General features: G+C 66.3%; 23 protein-coding genes. 10 read left to right on the forward strand and 13 right to left on the reverse strand.

Annotated elements, in window-relative coordinates; genetic code table 11:
* Positions 1–96: 96 nt before the first annotated feature.
* From mnmE to hemE, 6 genes are all read right to left on the reverse strand, one after another.
* On the reverse strand, positions 97–1,407 hold the full coding sequence (gene mnmE, locus GGC30_RS11505; RefSeq protein ID WP_153924195.1) for a tRNA uridine-5-carboxymethylaminomethyl(34) synthesis GTPase MnmE: 1,311 nt from the start codon (positions 1,405–1,407) through the stop codon (positions 97–99).
* Positions 1,408–1,443: 36 nt separating this feature from the next.
* Positions 1,444–1,668 (reverse strand): DUF6489 family protein, encoded by a 225-nt coding sequence (locus tag GGC30_RS11510; protein ID WP_055755073.1) that lies wholly within the window; start codon positions 1,666–1,668, stop codon positions 1,444–1,446.
* 40 nt (positions 1,669–1,708) lie between these two features.
* Positions 1,709–3,142 (reverse strand): transcription termination factor Rho, encoded by a 1,434-nt coding sequence (rho, locus tag GGC30_RS11515; RefSeq protein ID WP_153924197.1) that lies wholly within the window; start codon positions 3,140–3,142, stop codon positions 1,709–1,711.
* Positions 3,143–3,349: 207 nt separating this feature from the next.
* A complete protein-coding gene (locus tag GGC30_RS11520) occupies positions 3,350–3,817 on the reverse strand; it encodes a CopD family protein (protein ID WP_153924199.1) in 468 nt (155 codons plus the stop codon).
* Positions 3,814–4,875 carry a ferrochelatase gene (gene hemH, locus GGC30_RS11525; protein WP_153924208.1) on the reverse strand — a complete coding sequence of 354 codons (1,062 nt, stop codon included), beginning with the start codon at positions 4,873–4,875 and terminating at the stop codon, positions 3,814–3,816. Before hemH ends, GGC30_RS11520 begins: the two co-directional genes overlap by 4 nt.
* The gene (gene hemE / locus GGC30_RS11530; RefSeq protein ID WP_153924210.1) at positions 4,872–5,930 is read right to left on the reverse strand and encodes a uroporphyrinogen decarboxylase; all 1,059 of its coding nucleotides are present in this window, start codon (positions 5,928–5,930) and stop codon (positions 4,872–4,874) included. Before hemE ends, hemH begins: the two co-directional genes overlap by 4 nt.
* A 450-nt stretch (positions 5,931–6,380) precedes the next feature.
* Here hemE and GGC30_RS11535 point away from each other — a divergent pair, with 450 nt between their 5' ends.
* From GGC30_RS11535 to dnaQ, 5 genes are read left to right on the forward strand one after another with little or no spacing between them, the layout of a single operon-like run.
* Positions 6,381–7,250 (forward strand): pyruvate, water dikinase regulatory protein, encoded by an 870-nt coding sequence (locus tag GGC30_RS11535; protein ID WP_055809600.1) that lies wholly within the window; start codon positions 6,381–6,383, stop codon positions 7,248–7,250.
* The gene (locus GGC30_RS11540; protein ID WP_370451966.1) at positions 7,247–7,843 is read left to right on the forward strand and encodes a nucleoside triphosphate pyrophosphatase; all 597 of its coding nucleotides are present in this window, start codon (positions 7,247–7,249) and stop codon (positions 7,841–7,843) included. Before GGC30_RS11535 ends, GGC30_RS11540 begins: the two co-directional genes overlap by 4 nt.
* Complete coding sequence (locus tag GGC30_RS11545) at positions 7,840–8,670, forward strand: shikimate dehydrogenase (RefSeq protein WP_153924211.1); 831 nt, start codon at positions 7,840–7,842, stop codon at positions 8,668–8,670. The genes GGC30_RS11540 and GGC30_RS11545 overlap by 4 nt, the downstream gene beginning before the upstream one ends.
* Complete coding sequence (coaE, locus tag GGC30_RS11550; RefSeq protein ID WP_153924213.1) at positions 8,667–9,299, forward strand: dephospho-CoA kinase; 633 nt, start codon at positions 8,667–8,669, stop codon at positions 9,297–9,299. The genes GGC30_RS11545 and coaE overlap by 4 nt, the downstream gene beginning before the upstream one ends.
* 24 nt (positions 9,300–9,323) lie before the next feature.
* Positions 9,324–10,046: a DNA polymerase III subunit epsilon gene (gene dnaQ, locus GGC30_RS11555; RefSeq protein ID WP_153924215.1), complete on the forward strand. Its 723-nt coding sequence runs from the start codon at positions 9,324–9,326 to the stop codon at positions 10,044–10,046.
* A gap of 69 nt (positions 10,047–10,115) precedes the next feature.
* On the opposite strand, the gene dapB is transcribed toward dnaQ, so the two are convergent.
* The 3 genes from dapB to dnaK form a co-directional block, all read right to left on the reverse strand.
* A complete protein-coding gene (gene dapB / locus GGC30_RS11560) occupies positions 10,116–10,865 on the reverse strand; it encodes a 4-hydroxy-tetrahydrodipicolinate reductase (RefSeq protein ID WP_153924217.1) in 750 nt (249 codons plus the stop codon).
* Positions 10,862–12,064, reverse strand: coding sequence for a molecular chaperone DnaJ (dnaJ, locus tag GGC30_RS11565; RefSeq protein WP_055755084.1), 1,203 nt, complete (start codon positions 12,062–12,064; stop codon positions 10,862–10,864). Before dnaJ ends, dapB begins: the two co-directional genes overlap by 4 nt.
* 175 nt (positions 12,065–12,239) lie before the next feature.
* Positions 12,240–14,180 (reverse strand): molecular chaperone DnaK, encoded by a 1,941-nt coding sequence (dnaK, locus tag GGC30_RS11570; RefSeq protein WP_255353582.1) that lies wholly within the window; start codon positions 14,178–14,180, stop codon positions 12,240–12,242.
* 257 nt (positions 14,181–14,437) lie between these two features.
* Between dnaK and GGC30_RS11575 the strand changes: the two genes are divergently transcribed.
* Entirely contained in the window at positions 14,438–14,806 is a 369-nt protein-coding gene (locus tag GGC30_RS11575; protein ID WP_153924218.1) for a hypothetical protein, read from the forward strand.
* Positions 14,769–15,407: an alpha-ketoglutarate-dependent dioxygenase AlkB gene (locus GGC30_RS11580; protein WP_153924221.1), complete on the forward strand. Its 639-nt coding sequence runs from the start codon at positions 14,769–14,771 to the stop codon at positions 15,405–15,407. The genes GGC30_RS11575 and GGC30_RS11580 overlap by 38 nt, the downstream gene beginning before the upstream one ends.
* Positions 15,408–15,410: 3 nt before the next feature.
* Here the strand turns inward: GGC30_RS11580 and GGC30_RS11585 are convergent, their stop codons facing one another.
* Both GGC30_RS11585 and GGC30_RS11590 read right to left on the reverse strand, forming a co-directional pair.
* Positions 15,411–16,211 carry a siderophore-interacting protein gene (locus GGC30_RS11585; protein WP_153924223.1) on the reverse strand — a complete coding sequence of 267 codons (801 nt, stop codon included), beginning with the start codon at positions 16,209–16,211 and terminating at the stop codon, positions 15,411–15,413.
* On the reverse strand, positions 16,208–16,837 hold the full coding sequence (locus GGC30_RS11590) for a PadR family transcriptional regulator (RefSeq protein WP_153924225.1): 630 nt from the start codon (positions 16,835–16,837) through the stop codon (positions 16,208–16,210). Before GGC30_RS11590 ends, GGC30_RS11585 begins: the two co-directional genes overlap by 4 nt.
* A 108-nt stretch (positions 16,838–16,945) precedes the next feature.
* Here GGC30_RS11590 and GGC30_RS11595 point away from each other — a divergent pair, with 108 nt between their 5' ends.
* Genes GGC30_RS11595 through GGC30_RS11605 form a run of 3 tightly spaced genes read left to right on the forward strand, consistent with a single transcriptional unit; the run spans position 16,946 to position 19,151 of the window.
* Complete coding sequence (locus GGC30_RS11595; RefSeq protein WP_153924227.1) at positions 16,946–17,695, forward strand: dienelactone hydrolase family protein; 750 nt, start codon at positions 16,946–16,948, stop codon at positions 17,693–17,695.
* A 57-nt stretch (positions 17,696–17,752) separates the two neighbouring features.
* Positions 17,753–18,232 carry an Rrf2 family transcriptional regulator gene (locus tag GGC30_RS11600; protein WP_153924230.1) on the forward strand — a complete coding sequence of 160 codons (480 nt, stop codon included), beginning with the start codon at positions 17,753–17,755 and terminating at the stop codon, positions 18,230–18,232.
* Positions 18,210–19,151: an NAD(P)/FAD-dependent oxidoreductase gene (locus tag GGC30_RS11605; RefSeq protein ID WP_228763716.1), complete on the forward strand. Its 942-nt coding sequence runs from the start codon at positions 18,210–18,212 to the stop codon at positions 19,149–19,151. The genes GGC30_RS11600 and GGC30_RS11605 overlap by 23 nt, the downstream gene beginning before the upstream one ends.
* Here the strand turns inward: GGC30_RS11605 and GGC30_RS11610 are convergent.
* Together GGC30_RS11610 and trpS are read right to left on the reverse strand one after the other, a co-directional pair.
* Entirely contained in the window at positions 19,148–19,612 is a 465-nt protein-coding gene (locus tag GGC30_RS11610; protein ID WP_137720462.1) for an OsmC family protein, read from the reverse strand. The genes GGC30_RS11605 and GGC30_RS11610 overlap by 4 nt on opposite strands.
* A complete protein-coding gene (gene trpS, locus GGC30_RS11615) occupies positions 19,612–20,667 on the reverse strand; it encodes a tryptophan--tRNA ligase (protein ID WP_153924237.1) in 1,056 nt (351 codons plus the stop codon). Before trpS ends, GGC30_RS11610 begins: the two co-directional genes overlap by 1 nt.
* Positions 20,668–20,778 lie beyond the last annotated feature (111 nt).

Consider the following 20,778-nt stretch of genomic DNA (forward strand, 5'->3'; position numbering starts at 1 on the left):
CACATAGGGCAAAACGGGTGTCATCGCCAGAGGCAGGCCAAGCTCGTCAGACTACGATGCCCCTCCGTTTCACGTGAAACAGCGGTATGGCTAGACCTACTTTCCGATGCAAAAAGTCGAAAAGATTTCGCCCAGAATTTCCTCGACACCGATCGCACCTGTGACGCGCGCCAAGGCGTCGGCAGCCCGTCTCAGATCGTCGCCAGCCATTTCAGGCGCAACATCGAGCGCCGCCCGCGCCGCATCAACGCTTTCCAGCGCCTCAAGCAAACGCAGCCGATGCCGCTCTTGCGTCACGGCAGGGAAGTCGGCGCCGGAAAGATCTCTCGCAAGACGGGCGGCAATCCAGTCCCGAAGCTCGATCAGGCCCTCGCCGGTCGCGGTGCTGACAGCTAAAGTCTCAAAACCATCTTCCCCCCCAGACCGGGCGCCAAGGTCGGACTTGGTCGCCACGATCAGATCGCCATCGTTGAAGTAGGCCGCAGCCACCCCGTCCGGATCACCCGGCGCGCGAACCCAGACACGCAAGTCGGCTTGTTCGGCGCGAAGCCGGGCGCGGCGCACGCCCTCGGCCTCGACGGGGTCGCCGCTGTCTCTCAAGCCTGCCGTATCCGACAAAGTCACGGCATAGCCGCCGATCACCAGATCGGCATCCAGCACATCCCGCGTGGTGCCGGCGATCGGCGTCACGATGGCCGCCTCACGCGCAACCAGCGCATTGAACAGCGATGACTTGCCGGCGTTCGTCTCTCCGATCAGGACAATGCGATAACCGTCCCTCACCCGTTCGCCACGCCGCCCCGTATCGACCGCGCGTCTCAGGTCGGCTCCAAGTCGGTCCAGCACCGGCCCCGCCGTACGGGCCAAGTTGTCCGGCACCTCTTCATCGGGAAAATCGATCTCGGCCTCGACCAGAGCCAGGGCTTGAAGAAGATCACGGCGGAAACCGGCATAGGTTTCGCTGAGCTTGCCGTCCAACTGGCCCAACGCCTGCTTGGCCTGGGCGCTGGTTTCCGCGTCGATCAGATCGGCGACCGCCTCGGCTTGCGCCAGATCCATGCGGCCGTTCTGGAACGCGCGGCGTGTGAACTCGCCGGGGTCTGCCGGGCGCAAGCCTAGGGTAATCAAGGCTCGGCTGGCGGCCTCAACGACCGCGCGACCGCCATGCAGATGCAGTTCTGCGGCGTCCTCACCCGTGTAGCTGTTTGGCGCCACAAAACGCAGCACCAACGCCTGATCGATGTGCTCGCCGGCATGGCTGAGGTCACGCACCGACGCGATGCGCGGCTTCAAACGTGTTGCGCCCAGCGCCGTCAACGCGGCCTCGACGCTAGGACCCGACAAACGGAGAACCGCAATGGCGCCTCGGCCAGGCGGCGTCGCCAAGGCGAAGATGGTATCGATCATCAACTCAGACCGAGCGGCTCCGGGGCGGGCGGATGCTCACTTCACCGCCGCTTCCATCAGGCGTCGAAACTGGTCTTGGGCCTGCAGGCCGAAGCTGGTCCAAGTCTTCATCAATTCCTCGGGCTGCATGGCGGCGACATTGGCCTCCATCCGCTTCTGCATCTCCGCGACCATGGCCTCGTTCAGCGGCGTCACGTCCGGCAGACCCAAGAATGCGCGCGCCTCCGCCGGCGTGCAATCGACTTCCACATTGACCTTCATCGCATGGTCTCCTGTTTCACGTGAAACGTCCGAAGACGGATTACGTGTTCATCGACTGGAAGAAGTCCGAGTTGTTCTTGGATTGACGCAGTTTGTCGAGCAGGAACTCGATCGCGTCCTGCGGTCCCATCGGATTCAGGATGCGGCGCAGGACATAGGTCTTGGCCAGCTGATCCTTCGGCGTGATCAGGTCTTCCTTGCGGGTGCCGGATTTCAGCACGTCGATGGCGGGGAAGATGCGCTTGTCGGCGACCTTGCGGTCCAGCACGATTTCCGAGTTGCCGGTGCCCTTGAACTCTTCGAAGATCACTTCGTCCATGCGGCTGCCGGTGTCGATCAGGGCCGTAGCGATGATGGTCAGAGAACCGCCCTGCTCCACGTTACGCGCCGCGCCGAAGAAGCGCTTGGGCCGTTGCAGGGCGTTGGCGTCGACACCGCCCGTCAGGACCTTGCCCGACGAGGGAACGGTGGCGTTGTAGGCGCGGCCCAAACGCGTGATGGAGTCCAGCAGGATCACTACGTCCTTCTTGTGCTCGACCAAACGCTTGGCCTTCTCGATCACCATTTCGGCGACGGCGACGTGGCGGGTGGCGGGCTCGTCGAAGGTGGAGGCGACGACCTCGCCCTTCACCGTTCGCTGCATGTCCGTCACTTCTTCGGGGCGTTCGTCAATCAGCAGGACGATCAGGAAGACTTCCGGGTGGTTGCGTTCGATCGACTTTGCGATGTTCTGCAGCATTACCGTCTTACCGACGCGCGGCGGCGCCACGATCAGGCAGCGTTGGCCCTTGCCCAAGGGCGCGACGATATCGATGACCCGGCCCGAGCGATCCTTCAACGTCGGATCCTGGATTTCCATGTGCAGCCGCTCTTCGGGATAGAGCGGCGTCAGGTTGTCGAACAGGACCTTGGTCTTGACCGCTTCGGGGTCTTCCAGATTGATCGTGTCGACCTTGAGCAGGGCGAAGTAGCGTTCGCCTTCCCGCGGGGCCCGCACGGCCCCATGGACGGTGTCGCCCGAGCGCAGGCCGAAGCGCCGGATTTGCGACGGCGAGACGTAAACGTCGTCCGGGCCCGGCAGATAGTTGGCGTCCGAGCTGCGCAGGAAGCCGAAGCCGTCCGGCAGGATTTCCAGGACGCCGTCGGCGATGATCTCGACTTCTTCGTCAGCGAGGGCCTTCAGGATGGCGAACAGCAGATCCTGTTTGCGCAGGTTCGAGGCGTTCTCGACCTCCAGCTGTTCAGCGAAGGCGACAAGGTCGGCCGGGGTCTTCTCGTTCAGTTCGGCGAGCGTGATGCGGCCGTTGGCGACGACGGGCTCGCCGTCCTCTTCGTCATCCGCCGTCGTGTCCACGCCGGAATCGGCGCCCGCCGCCTCGCCGGCTTCATGCGCCGCGCCGTGATGGGTGGGGGCTTCAAGCTCCACGCCTTCGTTCTCGGGGGTCTCGGGATTGGTGTCGCGGACGTCGGTCATGATGCAGGCTCGCGGGCGCACACGGCCAGACGGCTGCGGCGCGGGTCTCTGAAAATGTCTGGCCGGAAGGCCGAAGGGAGGTGCGACGGGCTCCCGCTGGCTCCAAGGCCTGCAGGCGTCACGAAAGAGAGGGACCGCCGGCGCAGGACGCCGAACGGTTCGCCGCCAGCGGAACCACAGGCGGCGGGTCAGGTCAAGCGGAGCCGCTTATCGGAACGTCCACTCCGTCGTCACCGACAGCACCATGACGATGGCTAGAACGAAGGGCACTTCGTTCGTCATGCGCCAGAACTTGCCGGAATATTTCGACGTGCCGGCCGCAATCTTCTTCCTTTGGGCCGCCAGAAATCCATGCCAGCCGCTGAGCAGGAAGACACCCGCCAGCTTGGCGACCATCCACGGCTCGCCCAGGAAGGCGGCGCCGCGCGCCGATACGTCGATGTGGATCAGCCACAGGCCGAACACCCAGGCCAGGATCATCGCTGGGTTCAGGATGATGCGCAGCAGCCGCGTCTGCCACAGGCGCAACAGGGTCTGCATTTCGCTTTTCAGCGGTTCAGGCTTGGCGTTCTGCTCGGCGTCATAGGCGTAGAGCCGAGGCAGGAACAGAAGACCCGCCATCCAGGCGATCACCGCCAGAATGTGCAGCCCGCGTGCGAGATCATAGGGGTTCATGCCGCCTGCCTTACCTTGCGATGCGGACAGGCCTTCCAGTCCGCCTTGCACCCCTGGCCGAACGGCGCGACGCCCGCGTGGGATAGCGCGCCCACGGCCGCATCGGCCAAGGCGTCTATGAACAGCGGCTCAATCCCGACCGCCGGCGCCCGCAAATATGGACTGGCCCCTTTTTCGTGGGCCAGTTCGCCGTATTCGATATCCAGCTCGACCAGGGTCTCGATATGCTCCGAGACAAAGGCGATAGGCGTGACGACGACCCCAACGCCGTCTTTGGCCGCGGCTTCTATGGCTTCAGGCGTGGACGGGCCCAGCCATTTCATCGGCCCAACCCGGCTTTGGTAGCAGATGGCGTGGTCGATCGGCCCGCGCTGCGCCGCGATGGCGGCGACCACGGCGGCGACCGTCGTCTCGATCTGCTCCTGATAGGGATCGCCCTTGCCGGTCACCAGCTTCTCGGGGATGCCATGGGCGGAGAACAGCACCCGCACCGGCTGGCCCACCGCCTCATCTAGCTTCTCGCCGATCGCCTGGGCCTGGGCCTCGACCCAGCCTGTCGCGGCCGGATAGCAGCAGACGGCGCGGCTGACGCCCGGGCCGGTATAGGCGGCGTTCCAAGCCTTCAGCGAGGATTCCGTCGTCGTGGTCGAAAACTGCGGATAGAGCGGCAGCAGGATGACCTCGTCGGGTCCGAAGGCGGCGACCTCGGCCGCCGTCTCCTCGGTCAACGGATGCCAATAGCGCATGGCGATGAAGACCTTGACCTCATCGCCGCCAAGCCGCGCGCCAAGCACCGCCTGCAAAGCCTCGGCCTGACGACGGGTTTCGGGCAGCAGCGGCGATCCCCCGCCCATCAGGGCGTAGTTGGCCTGGGCGCTGGTTTCGCGCCGGCTGGAGATCAGCTTGGCCAGAGGCGTGCGGAAAATCCCCGGAAGGCCGATGATGGCCGGGTCGTTGAACAGGTTGAACAGGAACGGCTTGACCGAAGCCTGATCGTCCGGCCCGCCCAGATTGAACAGCACCACCGCAATGCGGCGGCCGGGGGTCGCGTCGCTCATTGGGCGCCGATCCGTCTCAAAACCTGTTCGACATGGTCGATCGGCACATCCGGCAGGATGCCGTGGCCGAGGTTGAACAGCCAAGGCCCCTGCCCCCAGGCCTCCATCAGCTGATCGACGCGTCGGTCCAGCAAATCCCCGCCCGCGCGCAGCAACAGCGGGTCGAGCGCCCCCTGGATCGGCTTGATCTGTTGCACCCGTTTGCCGACCTCGAGCGGGCAGGCGGTGTCCAGGGCGACGGCGTCGACCTCGACCGCCTCGGCATACTTCTCTGCGAGCGCCGCAGAGCCCCGTGGGAAGCCGATCAGGGGTACAGTGACACCCAGCTCCCGCGTGCGCTTCACCAGCGCCTGGTGGGGCTTCAGGACCAATCTTTCGAACAGATCATCCGGCAGACCCTCCGCCCAGCTCTCGAAGATCTTCAGAACCTGGGCGCCGGCGTCGGCCTGCATCTTCAGATATCGGGCCGTGGCCTCGACCAGAACCTCCAGCGTCTCGTCGACGCGCTCGGGATCGGCATAGGCGTAGGTGCGGGCCTGGGCGCGCTCGCCCTTGCCGATGGTGCGCGCCTGTCCGTCCAGCATATAGGTCGCCACTGTCCAGGGCGCGCCGGCGAAGCCGATCAGGGCGCGTTCAGGCTCCAGGGCCGCGCGCACGATCGACAGGGTCTCACCCACCGCCGACAGATGCTCGCCCGCCGCCGGGGCAAGCTCGGCCATCCGACCCGGAATCGGCATTTCGCCCAGACGCGGCCCCTCCCCCGTCTCGAACCAAACGTCCTGGCCCAAGGCGCGCGGGATCAGCAAAATGTCGGCGAAGACGATCGCCGCATCGAAGCCGAACCGGCGCATCGGCTGAAGCGTCGCCTCGGCGGCCATGTCGGGGTTCAGACAGAAGGCGATGAAGTCGGGCGCCTCGGCCCTCAGCTTGCGATATTCCGGCAGATACCTACCGGCCTGGCGCATGAACCACACCGGCGGACGCTCCAGGGTCTCCCCGCGGAGAGCCCGGAGCACCAAGGGTGTCGGATCGGCAGTCTGGGTCTGATCGGTCATCCCGGAGGATTAAGGTCACAGCCCCCCGCTCTCAATCCCTAATCAGATTAAGAATTAAAAGATTCGAAGTGGCAGGTAGGGCGGTGGAATGACGGGGATGACTCGATCGGAGGCGGCGGAACAAAAGCGGATATCCACGTCTGCCATATCCTTAACGGGGATGTCGAAACGACCAATCCAGCCGGTGGACAATCCCTAACGAAACCTTAACAGACAAGGGTTTGCGGGGACTTGCGGCTGTGAACGCGGTTAAGCGCCGTTAACCTTTCATTAGGATTTTCCACAGCGGTTGGAAATTCGGTTTTCCGCCTTGGGATGATCCGGCGGCGGACGACCAACGCGATCCACCATCATCCCCGCTCGCGGGCGGATCGATCAGCGGCTAAGAAAAACGGCGCCCCGACGGTCCAACGCCGTCCCCCAACTTTCAACAGGGAGACAGACAGTCTCATGAGCCCTGCAAGACCCTCGGGACCGGCCCGTCTGGCCACCTATTTCCACGTTCACCTGGTGTCGGACTCCACCGGCGAGACCTTGAACGCCATGGCCAAGGCGGTGACCGCACGCTTCGACGGCGTCATTCCGATCGAGCACATCTATTCCCTGGTGAGGTCGGCAAAGCAGATGGAGCGGGTGCTGCAGGAGGTGGAGTCCGCGCCGGGCGTCGTTCTCCACACCCTGGTCGACCGCGATCTGCGCGAGCAGCTGGAAGAAGGCTGCCGTCGCCTGGACATGCCCCAGATCGGCGCGCTGGATCCGCTGGTCGGGGCCATGTCGCGCTACCTCGGCGCGGCCCTGTCCACACGCGTCGGCGCCCAGCACGCGCTGGACCACGACTATTTCAACCGGATCGCGGCGCTGGACTTTGCCATGGCCTACGACGACGGCCAAGGCTCTCTGGATCAGCTGGAGGGCGCCGATGTCGTTCTGTGCGGGGTCAGCCGGACATCCAAGACCCCGACCTGCATCTATCTGGCCCACCGGGGCATCAGGGCGGCCAACGTGCCCCTGGTGCCGGGTCAGGAGGACGGCGAGCGGCTGACCAAGCTGAAGAACCCCTTGGTGATCGGACTGACCGTGTCGCCGGATCGACTGGTTCAGATCCGGCGCAACCGCATCGACAATCTGAACGCCAGCCAGTCGTCGAACTACACCGATCAGGACGCCGTGCGCGACGAGACGATCAAAGCGCGCCGGGCCTTCGAGCGGCGCGGCTGGCCGACCATCGACGTGACCCGCCGTTCGGTGGAAGAGACGGCGGCGGCGATCACCAATCTTCTGAGCGAGCATCGCAACCACAAGATCGGGACGACCTGGTGAAATCTGAAGCTCTCATCCTGGCGTCCAAGAGCGCGGCCCGCCGCGCCATGCTGGACAACGCCGGCGTCGCCTTCGAGGTGCGCGTCGCCGATGTGGACGAGGACGCCATCAAGGCCGTCTCGACCGACCTGGACGCCGCCGCCCTCGCCGTTCGTCTCGCGGAAGCCAAGGCCCTGGCCGTCTCACGCGACGATGAGACCGCCTGGGTGTTGGGCTCGGATCAGACCCTGGCCTTTGACGGCGGCCTGGTCTCCAAGGCCAGGTCTCTGGACGCGGCGCGCGAGCGGCTGAAGGCCATGCGCGGCAAGTCGCACCAGCTGCATTCCGGCGCAGCATTGGCGACCAAGGGCCAGATCGTCTGGTCCGGCGTCGATACGGTTCAGATGCGGATGCGCGATTTCTCGGTCGCCTTCCTCGACGCCTATCTGGCCGCGGAGGGCGAGGCCCTGCTGTCCTGCGTCGGTTCCTACCGGCTTGAGGGGCTGGGCTCGCAGCTGTTCGAGGCGGTGGACGGCGACTATTTCACGGTGCTGGGCCTGCCGCTCTGGCCGGTGTTGAAAGAGCTGCGTCGGGCGGGGGTGATCGCGACATGAGCACGCACCGCATAACCGGGGCCGCCCTGGTCGCCGGCATCGTCGGAAATCCGGTCGCCCATTCGCTCAGCCCGGTCATCCACAACGCCTGGCTGGCGGCCGGCGGGATCGACGGCGCCTACGTCCCCTTCGCCCCTGCCGATGCGGCCGGGTTCGAGGCCCTAGTCGCAGCGGGACGCGCCGGTTTGATCATGGGGCTGAACGTCACCGCGCCGTTCAAGCAACAGGCCTTCGCCGTGGCGGATCAGGCGACGGCGGCGGCGCGGCTGACGTCCTCGGCCAATATCCTGCAGTTCGAAAACGGGCGGGTGCTGGCCGACAGTTCCGACGGCGTGGGCTTGATGCGCGGCCTGAAGGAAAAGGCGCCGGACCTGGACGTGGCCGGGCGGCCGGTGGTGATGCTGGGCGCCGGCGGCGCGGCCCGCGCAGGGTCCGGCGCCCTGGTCGAGGCCGGCGCCGAGGTTCGCATCGTCAACCGTTCGCCCGAACGTGCAGAGGCTTTGGCCGCTGATCTTGGACCCTCGGTTCGGGTCATGGCGGACGGCCACGCCTTCGACGGCGCGGCCCTGGTCATCAATGCGCTCAGCGTCCCGCCGACCATCGACTTCGACCGGATCGCGCCAGGCACGGTGGTGATGGATATGACGTACAAGCCGCTGTCCACGCCGTTCCTGACGGCAGCGCGCGAACGCGGCCTGCCGACGGTGGATGGACTGGCCATGCTGATCGGCCAGGCGGCGCCGTCGTTCGAAGCCCTGTTCCGCCGCCCGCCGCCGCCTATCGATCTTCGGGCCCTGTTGATGACGCATCTGGGCGAGGCGGCATGATCCTGCTCGGTCTCACCGGCTCCATCGGCATGGGCAAGTCGACGACGACAGCCATGTTCGCCGATCTGGGGGCCGTCGTCTGGAACGCCGACGATGCGGTTCACCGCCTCTACGCGCCCGGCGGCGCGGCGGTCGGTCCGGTAGGCGAAGCCTTTCCCGGCGTCGTGGTGGACGGCGCGGTCGATCGCACGCGTCTGGCTGAGGCGCTTGGGAAAGACGAGACCGCCTTTCGGCGTCTGGAAGCCATCGTCCACCCCCTGGTCGCCCAGGGGCGCGCGGCGGACCTGGAGGCGGCGCGCTCGGCGGGTAGTAAACTGGCGGTTCTGGATATCCCCCTGCTGTTCGAGACGGGTGGAGACAGGGCCGTCGACGCCGTGGTCGTGGTCACCGCCGATCCGGCGATCCAGGCGGAGCGCGTCCTGGCCCGCCTCGGCATGACCCGCGAACGGTTCGACGCCATCCTGGCGCGCCAGATGCCGGACGCCGAAAAGCGTATGCGCGCCGATTTCGTCATCGACACCGGCCGGGGTTTGGAGGCCGCGCGGGCCGAGGTCGAGGCGATCGTGGCCGCCGTTCTGGACCCGTCGTGGATATCTCCCCGGCGTGGCGCGGCGAGCCTTTCGCGCTGAGGCGAATGACGCCATTAAGAGCAAATGGCGCGCGAGATCGTTCTGGATACGGAAACCACCGGCTTCGACCCCAAGACGGGCGACCGGTTGATCGAGGTCGGCTGTATCGAGATCCAGGATCTGCTGCCGACGGGGCGGACCTTCCATCGGTTCGTCAATCCCGAGCGGCTGATCCCGCCCGACGCCATCCGGGTTCACGGCATCACCGACGAAAAGGTCAAGGATGCGCCCAAGTTCGCCGAGATCGCCGACGACCTGATCGAATTCATCGGCGATGCGCAGATGATCGCCCACAACGCCGCCTTCGACCGCAACTTCATCGACTTCGAATATGCGCGGTGCGGCCGGCCGATCACCGGCGAGGCGCGCTGGATCGATACGCTGAAACTGGCCCAGACGCGGTTTCCGGGGATGCCCAACTCACTGGATGCCCTGTGCAAACGCTACAAGGTGTCGCTGGTCGAGCGGACGCTGCACGGCGCCCTGATCGACGCCCGTCTGCTGGCCGAGGTCTATCTGGAGCTTCGCGGCGGCAAGGAACGGGTGCTGGACCTGTCGTCCGCGCCGGTCGGTCGTGGCCCCGGCGGCGTCATCGAAACCGCCGCCTACGGCCAGCGTCCCCGCCCCTTGGCGCCGCGCTCCACGCCAGAGGAACAGGCCGCCCACGTCGCCTTCCTCGCCAAGGCGCTGAAGGACCGATCACTTTGGGACGCCTACGGCCTGCCGGCGCAGGAAGACGCGGCTTAGTCTCTTTTCGGCGCTCAAGTCGTGAGCGACCGCGGCGCGAACGTAGCGCGGCGCGTCAGCGCCTCTAAATCATGCTTGGCGAAAGCCAAGTACGTCCTGCATGTCATAGAGACCGGGGCCCCGCGTCCGCACCCAGGCGGCGGCGGCGACCGCGCCCTTGGCGAACAGCGACCGATCGATCGCCGAATGGCTCAGGGTCAGCACCTCGTCTTCCGATGCGAACAGCACGGTATGCTCGCCGATGATGCCGCCGGCGCGGATGGAGGAGAAGCCGATCTTGCCGCTCTCGCGCTCGCCCTGGACCCCGTCATAGGGTTTGGAGCGCAGGTCATCCAGATCCGCGAACCGCCCCTCGGCGGCGGCTTCGCCCAGCATCAGGGCCGTGCCCGACGGTGAATCCACTTTCCGGCGGTGGTGGGCCTCGGTGATCTCGATGTCCCAATCCTGGGCGTCCAGACGTTGGGCCGCGTGCTGGACCAGGCCGATCAGGATGTTCACGCCTAGGGAGAAGTTGCCGCTCTTGACGATGGCGACCTTCTCGGCGGCCTTCATCAGATCGGCCTCCTGCTCGTCCGTGAAGCCGGTCGAGCCGATCACCAGGGCCGGGCCGCCGCGCTCGGCTGCGCTCCGGGCCAGGGCCACCGAGGCGGCCGGGGTGGAGAAATCGATGATCACGTCGCATAGCGACAGGTCGGCGGTTTCGCCCCAATCGAAACGGGCGGCGACCACCACGTCCTCGCGGGCGTCCAGAACCTGAGAGACCGCACGCCCCATCCGGCCGCGATAGCCGGATATGCCGGCGTGGAAGATTGCGCTCAAACCGCGTTCTCTTTCGACCCGTCCGCGTCCTGACTGCCCAGGATGTCGGCCCAGAAACGCTTCGCCTTTCCGGCAAAGCTGGAATTCCTGGGGTTCTGCCCCTCCCCGAACGACAGGGCAAGCTCTTCCAGCAACTCACGCTGGCGCGCGGTCAGATCGGTGGGCGTCTCGACGAACAGTTCGACCACCAGATCGCCCCGGTTGCGGCCGTTCAGATGGGGCATGCCCTTGCCCTTGATGCGTACGGTCTTGCCGGTCTGGGCGCCGGCCGGCACGGCGACGGAGGCCTTGCACTTGCCGTCGCAGGCCGTTGAGACCAGGCAAGGGGCGTCGATCTCGCCGCCCAGGGCCGCCACCGTCATCGGCACGGGCACGGTGACCAGCAGGTCCAGGTTGTCGCGCTCGAACAGGTCGTGCGGCGTGACCGAGATGAAGACGTACAGATCGCCGCGCGGTCCGCCGCGCTGGCCCGCATCGCCCTCGCCCGACAGACGGATGCGCGAACCGTCGTCCACGCCGGCGGGGATTTTCAGGTTCAGGGTGCGGGTTTTGCGCACTTGGCCATGCCCGTGGCAGGTGGTGCAGGGATCGGCGATCATCTGACCCTGGCCGTGGCAACGGGGGCAGGTGCGCTCGACCTGGAAGAAGCCGTTGGCCTGGCGCACGCGACCGGCGCCCTGGCAGGTGGTGCAGGTGACAGGCTTGGTGCCCGGCTTGGCCCCCGACCCCTCGCAGGTGTCGCAGGTCATGGTCGAGGGGATGTCGATCTCGACGTCCTCGCCCTTGTAGGCCTGCTCCAGGGTGATCTCCAGATCGTAGCGCAGGTCCGAGCCCCGGCGCGGTCCGCCCTGCTGGCCCCGGCCCTGGCGTCCGCCGAACGCGTCCCCGAACGCATCGCCAAAGACCTGGGAGAAGATGTCGTTGATGTCCGAGAAACCCTGGCCGCCCTGGCCGAAGGGATTGCCGCCGCCACCCCCATTTACGCCCGCATGGCCGTAACGATCATAGGCCGCGCGCTTGTTGTCGTCCGACAGCACCGTATAGGCCTCGGACAGCTCCTTGAACTTTGCCATCGACTCTTCCGAGCCGCCATTGCGGTCCGGGTGGTGGATCATGGCCAGCTTGCGGTAGGCGGCTTTCAGGCCGGGGGCGTCGATCGTGCGTTCGACACCCAGAACTTCGTAATAATCACGCGCCATCGGGCGTTCGTCCTCATACTTCCCCGTTCGCTTTCGCCTCGCCTCTTATCGAGCGTTGGTCGAAATCGATGTCCCGGATGACATGGGGTCCGGGACCTATGATGCAAGTTTCATGAAAAGGCCCCGCCTATCGCAAGACAAGCGGGGCCTTATCATTTCAGCGACCTGTGACGGATCAGGCGCTCTTCTTGTCGTCGCCGTCCGTGTCCGACACTTCCTCGAACTCGGCGTCGACCACGCCGTCGTCGGCCGGCTGGCCTTCGGCGGCGGCGTCGCCCTGCTGCTGGGCGTACATAGCTTCACCCAGCTTCATCGAGGCCTGGACCAGGGTGTTGGTCTTGGCGCGGATGTCTTCCGGGTCAGTGCCTTCGCGCGCGGTCTTCAGCTCGGCGAGGCCGGTCTCGATGGCCGTCTTCTCGTCCGCGCCGACCTTGTCGCCATGTTCGGCCAGGGCCTTCTCGGTCGAGTGGATCAGGCTGTCGGCGGCGTTCTGCGCCTCGACCAGATCCTTCTTGGCCTTGTCGGTCGCGGCGTTGGCTTCGGCTTCCTTGACCATCTTGTCGATGTCGGCGTCTGACAGGCCGCCGTTCGCCTGGATGCGGATCGACTGCTCCTTGTTGGTCGCCTTGTCCTTGGCCGAGACGTTGACGATGCCGTTGGCGTCGATGTCGAAGGCGACCTCGATCTGCGGCATGCCGCGCGGTGCGGGCGGAATGCCCATCAGGTCGAACTGACCCAGCATCTTGTTGTCCGACGCCATCGGACGCTCGCCCTGGAAGACCCGGATCGTCACGGCCGACTGGTTGTCGTCGGCGGTCGAGAAGGTCTGGCTCTTCTTGGTCGGGATCGTCGTGTTGCGCTCGATCAGGGGCGTGAACACGCCGCCCAAGGTTTCGATGCCCAGGGTCAGCGGCGTCACGTCCAGTAGCAGCACGTCCTTGACGTCGCCTTGCAGAACGCCGGCCTGAACGGCGGCGCCCAGGGCCACGACTTCGTCAGGGTTCACGCCCTTGTGCGGCTCCTTGCCGAAGAAGGCCTTCACGGCTTCCACGACCTTGGGCATGCGGGTCATGCCGCCGACCAGAACCACTTCGTCGATGTCCGAAGCCTTCAGGCCGGCGTCGGCCAGGGCCTTCTTGCACGGCTCGATCGTGCGTTGGACCAGATCCTCGACCAGGCTTTCCAGCTTGGCGCGCGTCAGCTTGATGTTCAGGTGCAGCGGACCCGAGGCGTTCATGGTGATGAACGGCAGGTTGACCTCGTACTGGGTCGTGGTCGACAGCTCCTTCTTGGCCTTTTCAGCCTCTTCCTTCAGGCGCTGCAAGGCCAGCTTGTCCTGACGCAGGTCGACCGACTGCTCCTTCTTGAACTCGTCGGCCAGGTAGTCGACCAGACGCAGATCGAAGTCCTCGCCGCCCAGGAAGGTGTCGCCGTTGGTCGACTTCACTTCGAACACGCCGTCGCCGATCTCCAGGATCGAGACGTCGAAGGTGCCGCCGCCCAGGTCATAGACGGCGATCTTCTGGCCGTCGTTCTTTTCCAGACCATAGGCCAGGGCCGCCGCAGTCGGCTCGTTGATGATGCGCAGCACTTCCAGGCCGGCGATCTTGCCGGCGTCCTTGGTGGCCTGACGCTGGCTGTCGTTGAAGTAGGCCGGCACGGTGATCACGGCCTGGGTGACCTTGTCGCCCAGATAGGCCTCGGCCGCTTCCTTCATCTTGGTCAGGGTGAAGGCCGAAATCTGCTGCGGGGAATAGTCCTTGCCGAAGGCGCGCACCCAGGCGTCGCCGTTCGGGCCCTTGACGATCTCATAGGGCACCATGCCCTTGTCCTTGGCGACGACGGGATCATCGAAGTTGCGGCCGATCAGGCGCTTGATCGCGAAGAAGGTGTTGGACGGGTTGGTGACGGCCTGGCGCTTGGCGGGTTGGCCCACCAGCACTTCCGCGCCGTCCTGGATCGCCACGACCGATGGGGTCGTGCGGTTGCCCTCGGCGTTTTCGATCACCTTCGGCGTCTTGCCGTCCATGACGGCGACGCACGAGTTGGTGGTGCCCAGGTCGATGCCGATAATCTTGGCCATGTGTTCTTCAGTCTCTCTGGTTCGGCGGGCGATGCGGCGGCCTTCGACGAAGCGCCGCGCGTGACCGCCCCCGGTTGGGTTGGCGTGGATCAGGCTGGATAGCCCCAAGTTTCGCGGGGTTTCTCCGAAGCTGGCCCCGATATGGGAAAATCCCCCCGGCCCGCAAGGGCGTTATGCGATTCAACGCTTTCGAAGAACGTTGAAATTCGAAGATGCGGAGGCAGCGATCGTCGGGCATAAGATTTCCCATCGCGCTCTGGGGACCGCGATGAAGGAAGGGAGAGGAAACAATGATCAAGATCATGCTCAAGGCCGCCGTCGCCGCCGCCGTTCTGATCGGCTCTTCGGCCGCCGCCGCGCCGCCTGCTGGGGCGCCGGCCATCCAGTCGCGCGACGGCTATGATCGGCACGTCACCATCAAGAACCGCACCGGCTGGACCATGTTGCGCTTCTACGCGTCGGATTCGCGCAGCGATGACTGGGAAGAGGACATCCTGGGCTCGGATGTTCTGGAAAGCGGGCAGGATGTGCGCATCAACATCGATGACGGCTCGGGCGCCTGCATCTATGACTTCAAGGCCGAGTTCACCAACGGTCAGGAGCTGACGCGGTCGCGCATCAATGTCTGTGAGGTCAGCGAATACACCTACACCCGTTGAGGTGAAGACCGCCGTCGAGGGCTACCGGCTCTGGCCGGGGGCGCTCGATGCCGCGGCGCAGGCTGATCTGGTCGCCGAGGTGGTCGCCCGGCTGGATGACGCGCCCCTCTATCGGCCGACCACGCCGGGCGGGCGGCCCTTTTCGGTTCAGATGAGCAACTTCGGGCCTCTGGGCTGGGTCTCCGACCGGGGCGGCTATCGCTATCAGTCGACCCATCCCGAAACCGGGCGACCGTGGCCCGCGATCCCGACTGTGCTGCTCGACCTGTGGGACGCGACGGTCGCCTGGCCCACGCCGCCGGACGCCTGTCTGGTGAATCTGTATCGCGATGCGGCGAAGATGGGCCTGCATCAGGACAAGGACGAGGCCGATCTCGGCGCGCCTGTCCTGTCGGTGTCGTTGGGAGACGCGGCGACGTTCCGCATCGGCGCGGCGGACGGCGGACGCACCACGACGCTGAGGCTGGACAGCGGCGACGTCTGCGCCCTGACCGGCCCCGCGCGCCTGGCCCGTCACGGCGTCGACCGCGTGCTGGCCGGATCGTCGCGCCTGATCCCCGGCGGCGGCCGGCTGAACCTGACGCTGCGCCGGGCGCGTTGAACGTCAGTCTTCGATGACGCCAAGGGCGCCGCCATCGCCCAGACGCCAGTAGCCCGCCGCCTTCATCGCCTTGGGGTCGAAACCGAGTGCGACCATGGCGCCGCGCAACGCCTTGGCCGCCTGGGCTTCCGCCGCGATCCAGACATAGGCGTCGTCGCGCGATACGTCGGCCGCCGCCGACTTCGCGGCCGAAACCAGGGCGCGGGCCTGTTCATGATCGCCGTCGCGCTCGACCCAGACTGACGTCAGGTTCGCGCGGCTCGTCAGCGTCAATCGCGAGGCGGCGTCTGCAACCTCGATCACAGTCAGGGCGCGCACCCCGGTCGGCAGTTCCTCCAGACGGCGGGCGATAGCCGGCAAGGCCGTCTCATCGCCGATCAGGACATGGTCGGCATAGTCGACCGGGACGATGAACGACCCACGCGGCCCGCCGACGCCCAAGATCGCTCCAGGCGCCGCCGCTTCGGCCCATTCCGTCGCCGGACCGCTATGGCCGATGACAAAGTCGATGGTCAGCCGGTTGGTCGCGGGATCATAGGCCCGCGGCGTGTAGTCGCGCGCGATCGGCCGGGGCTCTGAAAACACCGGGCCGTCTGGCCCTGCGGTCGGCAGGTTCAGCGTCTCTCCGTCTCGTACGGGAAAGATTTTCACATGATCGTCGAATCCTGCGCTGACGAAGCCGGTCAGGTCATCGCCGCTCAGGATCACCCGCTTCAGGGTGGGCGTCAGGCCTTCGACCGAGACGACCGAGAGCGTGCGAAACTTCAGCTCGTGCCGAACGCGACGGCTTTCGCGCGCACTCATGTCTTTTCGATCCTGTCGGCCGCCTCGGCCAAAACGGCGGCGATGGCGTCGACCTGAGCGTCGGTCAGGGCGACCTCGCCGGTCAGCCGCCCATGGAGGGTGTGGCGCAGTCGGCCGATGGCGTCCTGGATGGCGGGCGGACGGAGGGCGCGTGCAGCGAACTTGTCCATCGTCGCCTCGGCGGTTTTCAGCAGATCGTCTTTGTCCGCCAGCATGGCGCGTCCGGCCTCGGTGATCGCGTACCGCTTCTTGCCGCCCTGGGCCTCGGACTCCAGCGCGCCCATCTCCTCCAGCAAGGTCAGGCTGGGATAGATGACGCCGGGGCTGGGCGAATAGGCGCCGCCCAGTCTCGTTTCGACCGCCTTGATCAGCTCATAGCCGTGGCTGGGCTTGTCGGCGATCAGCGACAAAAGCACCCAGCGCAGCGTGCCGTGGTCGAACAGGCGCCCGCCGCCGCGCCGGCCATGGCCGTGACCACGTCCGCGCGCCTCGCCGCCTTCCCACCCGGGACCGAAGTCCGCGCCGCGCCCGCCGCGCATGCCGCGCCCGAAGGCCAGGCCGCCATGGCGACCGTGTTTTTCGCCGCACCCGTTGCGGCGTCCTTGAAAGATCCCCTTGGACCTCATGATCGATTCCTTTTCGATATATCTATTCACAGCGGTTCAGATATATCTGAATGAGGAAATGCGCAAGAGGGGCTGGCGTCGGAGCGTAAGCTGCGGCGTAAATCGGGAATGGATGATCTGAAGCGCCGCTGGGCCCGGCTGGAGCCCTACATCACCGTCGTAGGTCCGGACGACGATCGGCCCCGTCCTGCCGTGCTGATGTTCCACGGCTGCGGGGGTCTGCGCGATCACCTGCCCCGCTATGCCGAGGTCGCCAAGGCGGCGGGCTGGCGCGCCTTCATCATCGATTCCTACGGCCCGCGCGGCTGGGGTCGGGCCTTCACCCTGGCGGCGGTCTGCACGGGCCTGTCGTTCCGGGGCTATGAGCGGGTGGGCGACGTCCTGGCGGCGATCCAGGGCGTTTCGGCACGCCCCGATGTCGATGCGACAAAGCTGGCCCTGGCCGGCTGGAGCCACGGCGGCTGGTCGATCATGGAGATGATGAGCGGCGCGCCGACGCCCGGCGCCTTTGGCGTGATCGATCCCGCCGAGGCCGACCTGTCCGGCGTCAAGGCGGTGTGGCTGGCCTATCCCTACATCGGCCCGTTCGCCTTCAACCGGCTGAAGCCCTGGCGGCATTGCCCGCGCGTTCTGGCCGTCACCTGCAAGCGCGACCACCTGACCACTGTGCGCAACGCCGAACAGGTCAACGCCATGATCCGCAACTGCGGCTCCGAGGTCGAAAGCTGGATCGCCGGGGGCACTCACGCCTTCGACGAACCCACCAACAACGGTCCGATGCGCCACGATCCGGACCTAACAGTCGAGGCCCTGCGCCGTTTCGGCGCCTTCCTGACCGACGCCGTCCCACACGGCTAAAAAAAAAGCAGACGCGCGCTCTTGACGGGCGATCCATCACGTAACAATTGCAGTTACATGAAAAGGGATTCTCGCCTGTCCAACATTCTCCACGCCCTGCTGCACATGGCCGGGCATGAGACACGCACCGGCTCGCCCATGACCTCTGACCAGCTCGCGGTCTGCCTTTCGACCAATCCCGTGGTGGTGCGCCGAACCATGGCCGGCCTGCGCGAGCAGGGATTGGTGGCGTCGGAAAAGGGACATGGCGGCGGCTGGCGTCTGTCGCGACCGCTGGATCAGGTCACCCTGGGCCAGGTGAACGCGGCCCTCGGCGGCGCGGATCTGTTTCCGGCCGCTCCGCCTATCGAGGCCGACGGCTGCCTGGTCGAGGCGGCGGTCAACTACGCCTTGGCCGAGACCTACGCCGCCGCCCGCGCCCTGCTGATCGCGCGTCTGAACGACATAACCCTGGCCGATCTGGCGGCGGATTTCTCGCGCCGCATGGCCGAACATCCCAAGAGAGACCTCCTGCATGCCCACGCCCGAAAGTCCTGACGTCATGGCGCACGACGCCCTGATCATCGGCGGCTCCTATGCCGGCCTATCCGCAGCCATGCAGCTGGTCCGCGCGCGCCGCCGCGTTCTGGTCATCGACGACGGCCGGCCGCGCAATCGGTTCGCCGCTCGCGCCCATGGCGTCCTGACCAATGACGGAAAGCCCGGCGCTGAGATCACGGCGTCGGCTCGAGCCCAGGTCGCGGCCTATCCGACCGCCGCCTTCCGCATGGCGGAGGCGGTCGAGGTCGAACGGATCGATGGCGGTTTCTCGGTCGCCTTCGCTGACGGCACGCGCACACGCGGTCGCCGGCTGCTGCTGTCGCACGGAGTCGAGGACGTGCTGGTCGACATCCCGGGGGTGAAAGAACGCTGGGGCCGCACCGCCCTGCACTGTCCCTGGTGCCACGGCTATGAGATCGGCGGCGGCCCCATCGGCGTGCTGGGGCGCGGCGATCACGCGGTCCAGTATGCGGCGACGGTCGCCGAATGGGGCCAGGTCACCCTGTTCATGGATCTGGACGTCGAACTGTCGCCCGAGGACGCCCGTCTGCTGGATCGACGCGGGGTCACCATCGAGGCCACGCCCATCGCGCGGCTGGAGGGCGAGGCGCCGGAGCTAAGCGGCGCGCGGCTGACCGATGGACGGTTCGTCGACCTGAAGGCGATCTTCGTCGGCGCCAATGTGCGCGTCGCCAGCCCGTTCGCCGAGCGGTTGGGCTGCGAGATGACTGACACCCCGATGGGGCGAGTGATCAAGGTGGACGCTATGCAGCAGACGACCCAGCCGGGCGTCTTCGCCGCCGGCGATCTGGCGCGCGCCGCCTCCAACATCACCCTGGCGACCTCCGACGGCATGATCGCCGCCCACGCCCTGTTCCGGTCCCTGGTCGAGGAAGAGACGGCGATCGCCGCCTAGCCGATCGTCGCCTCGACCGTGATGGTCGCGCGGACCGAATGGGCCATTTCGCAGTGATCGTGGGCCTGGTGGTGCAGGGCGTCGATCTCGGCCTGATCGGGTTCGCGGCCGGTGAAGCTGGTGAAGGGGCGCAGCGTCACCTCGGCGAGGTAGCGCTTGCCGTTCTCGTCCTTGCCCATCTTGCCCGACGCTTCGTCAACATAGGTGTCGACCACCAGGCCGGCGTTGGCGGCGAAGGCGAGGAACCACAGCATGTGACAGCTGGACAGAGAGGCGATCATCGCCTCTTCCGGATCGACGCCGGCCGGATCTGACATCGGCACGGGCACGCTGGAGGGCGCCGACGACCCCGGCACCACCGCTCCGCCGTCGAAGCTCCAGGAATGGGCCCGGCTGTAGCCCTTGTCCAGGAAGGGCTGGTCGCCGCGGTTCCAGACGACCTTGGCTTCATAGACCCCCATTACGCCCTCCAGAAGCCGACGATCTTCTTGACCTCGTCCACCACGGGATCGGCGACCTCGGCGGCGCGTTCGGCGCCGGCCTTCAGCACGCGGTCGATCTCGGCCGGATCGTCCATCAGACGGCGCATCTCGGCCGTCACGGGCGCCAGCGACGACACCGCCAGGTCCGCCAGCGCCGGCTTGAAGGCGCCGAAGCCCTGGCCGCCGAACTGTGCGATCACCTGTTCGCGGGTCAGGCCCGCCAACGCCGCATAGATGGCGACCAGATTCTTGGCCTCGGGCCGTTCGTTCAGGCCATCCAGCGTTTCCGGCAACGGCTCGGGATCGGTCTTGGCCTTCTTGATCTTGGAGGCGATCGTGTCGGCGTCGTCGGTCAGGTTGATGCGGCTGTTGTCGGACGGATCCGACTTGGACATTTTGGCCGCCCCGTCGCGCAGGGACATGACGCGGGTCGCCGGTCCCTGGATGATCGGTTCAGGTACGGGGAAGAAGCCGGGAACGCCGAAGTCGTTGTTGAACTTGGCGGCGATGTCGCGGGTCAGCTCCAAATGCTGCTTCTGGTCCTCTCCGACCGGCACTTCGGTCGCCTTGTACAGCAGGATGTCGGCCGCCTGGAGCACGGGATAGGTGTAGAGGCCGACCGAGGAGCGTTCCTTGTGCTTGCCCGACTTCTCCTTGAACTGGGTCATCCGGTCGAGCCAGCCGAGGCGGGCGACGCAGTTGAAGATCCAGGCCAGTTCCGCATGGGCGCGCACGGCCGACTGCGGGAAGATGGTCGCCTTTTCCGGATCCAGGCCCGAGGCCAGATAGGCGGCGGCGATCTCGCGCGTCTGGGCGGTCAGTTTGGCCGGATCCTGCCACACGGTGATGGCGTGCATGTCGGCGACGAAGACATAGACCGGCGCGCCTTGGTCCTGCAGTTCCACGAACCGCTTCAGGGCGCCGAGGTAGTTGCCCAGGTGCAGCGCGCCTGAGGCCTGTATGCCGGACAGGATGCGGCGAGGGCCGTCATAGTTAGGGACGGGGGTCGCAACGTCCGGGGTCTGGTCGGTCATGGGATCGGGTCTCGGAAGGTCGAAAGGCAGGCGTGGCGAGGCAGGCGGCGGCTCAGCCGCGCCATCGCAGGTCATGGATCAGGCCCGAGGTCGTCATGGCCTCGCGCTTAT

This window comes from Brevundimonas sp. SPF441, from assembly GCF_009661015.1.
Lineage (GTDB): Bacteria > Pseudomonadota > Alphaproteobacteria > Caulobacterales > Caulobacteraceae > Brevundimonas > Brevundimonas vesicularis.

Bases quoted from the DNA above. Each gene is read 5' to 3' on its own strand.
- GGC30_RS11595 (WP_153924227.1), top strand. From the start codon at position 16,946: ATGGATGATCTGAAGCGCCGCTGGGCCCGGCTGGAGCCCTACATCACC.
- rho (WP_153924197.1), bottom strand. From the start codon at position 3,142: ATGACCGACGTCCGCGACACCAATCCCGAGACCCCCGAGAACGAAGGC.
- hemE (WP_153924210.1), bottom strand. From the start codon at position 5,930: ATGACCGATCAGACCCAGACTGCCGATCCGACACCCTTGGTGCTCCGG.
- GGC30_RS11520 (WP_153924199.1), bottom strand. From the start codon at position 3,817: ATGAACCCCTATGATCTCGCACGCGGGCTGCACATTCTGGCGGTGATC.
- dnaQ (WP_153924215.1), top strand. From the start codon at position 9,324: ATGGCGCGCGAGATCGTTCTGGATACGGAAACCACCGGCTTCGACCCC.
- dnaJ (WP_055755084.1), bottom strand. From the start codon at position 12,064: ATGGCGCGTGATTATTACGAAGTTCTGGGTGTCGAACGCACGATCGAC.
- GGC30_RS11510 (WP_055755073.1), bottom strand. From the start codon at position 1,668: ATGAAGGTCAATGTGGAAGTCGATTGCACGCCGGCGGAGGCGCGCGCA.
- GGC30_RS11590 (WP_153924225.1), bottom strand. From the start codon at position 16,837: ATGAGGTCCAAGGGGATCTTTCAAGGACGCCGCAACGGGTGCGGCGAA.
- GGC30_RS11545 (WP_153924211.1), top strand. From the start codon at position 7,840: ATGAGCACGCACCGCATAACCGGGGCCGCCCTGGTCGCCGGCATCGTC.
- GGC30_RS11575 (WP_153924218.1), top strand. From the start codon at position 14,438: ATGATCAAGATCATGCTCAAGGCCGCCGTCGCCGCCGCCGTTCTGATC.
- trpS (WP_153924237.1), bottom strand. From the start codon at position 20,667: ATGACCGACCAGACCCCGGACGTTGCGACCCCCGTCCCTAACTATGAC.
- GGC30_RS11580 (WP_153924221.1), top strand. From the start codon at position 14,769: ATGTCTGTGAGGTCAGCGAATACACCTACACCCGTTGAGGTGAAGACC.
- GGC30_RS11610 (WP_137720462.1), bottom strand. From the start codon at position 19,612: ATGGGGGTCTATGAAGCCAAGGTCGTCTGGAACCGCGGCGACCAGCCC.
- GGC30_RS11535 (WP_055809600.1), top strand. From the start codon at position 6,381: ATGAGCCCTGCAAGACCCTCGGGACCGGCCCGTCTGGCCACCTATTTC.
- hemH (WP_153924208.1), bottom strand. From the start codon at position 4,875: ATGAGCGACGCGACCCCCGGCCGCCGCATTGCGGTGGTGCTGTTCAAT.
- GGC30_RS11585 (WP_153924223.1), bottom strand. From the start codon at position 16,211: ATGAGTGCGCGCGAAAGCCGTCGCGTTCGGCACGAGCTGAAGTTTCGC.
- coaE (WP_153924213.1), top strand. From the start codon at position 8,667: ATGATCCTGCTCGGTCTCACCGGCTCCATCGGCATGGGCAAGTCGACG.
- mnmE (WP_153924195.1), bottom strand. From the start codon at position 1,407: ATGATCGATACCATCTTCGCCTTGGCGACGCCGCCTGGCCGAGGCGCC.
- GGC30_RS11605 (WP_228763716.1), top strand. From the start codon at position 18,210: ATGCCCACGCCCGAAAGTCCTGACGTCATGGCGCACGACGCCCTGATC.
- GGC30_RS11600 (WP_153924230.1), top strand. From the start codon at position 17,753: ATGAAAAGGGATTCTCGCCTGTCCAACATTCTCCACGCCCTGCTGCAC.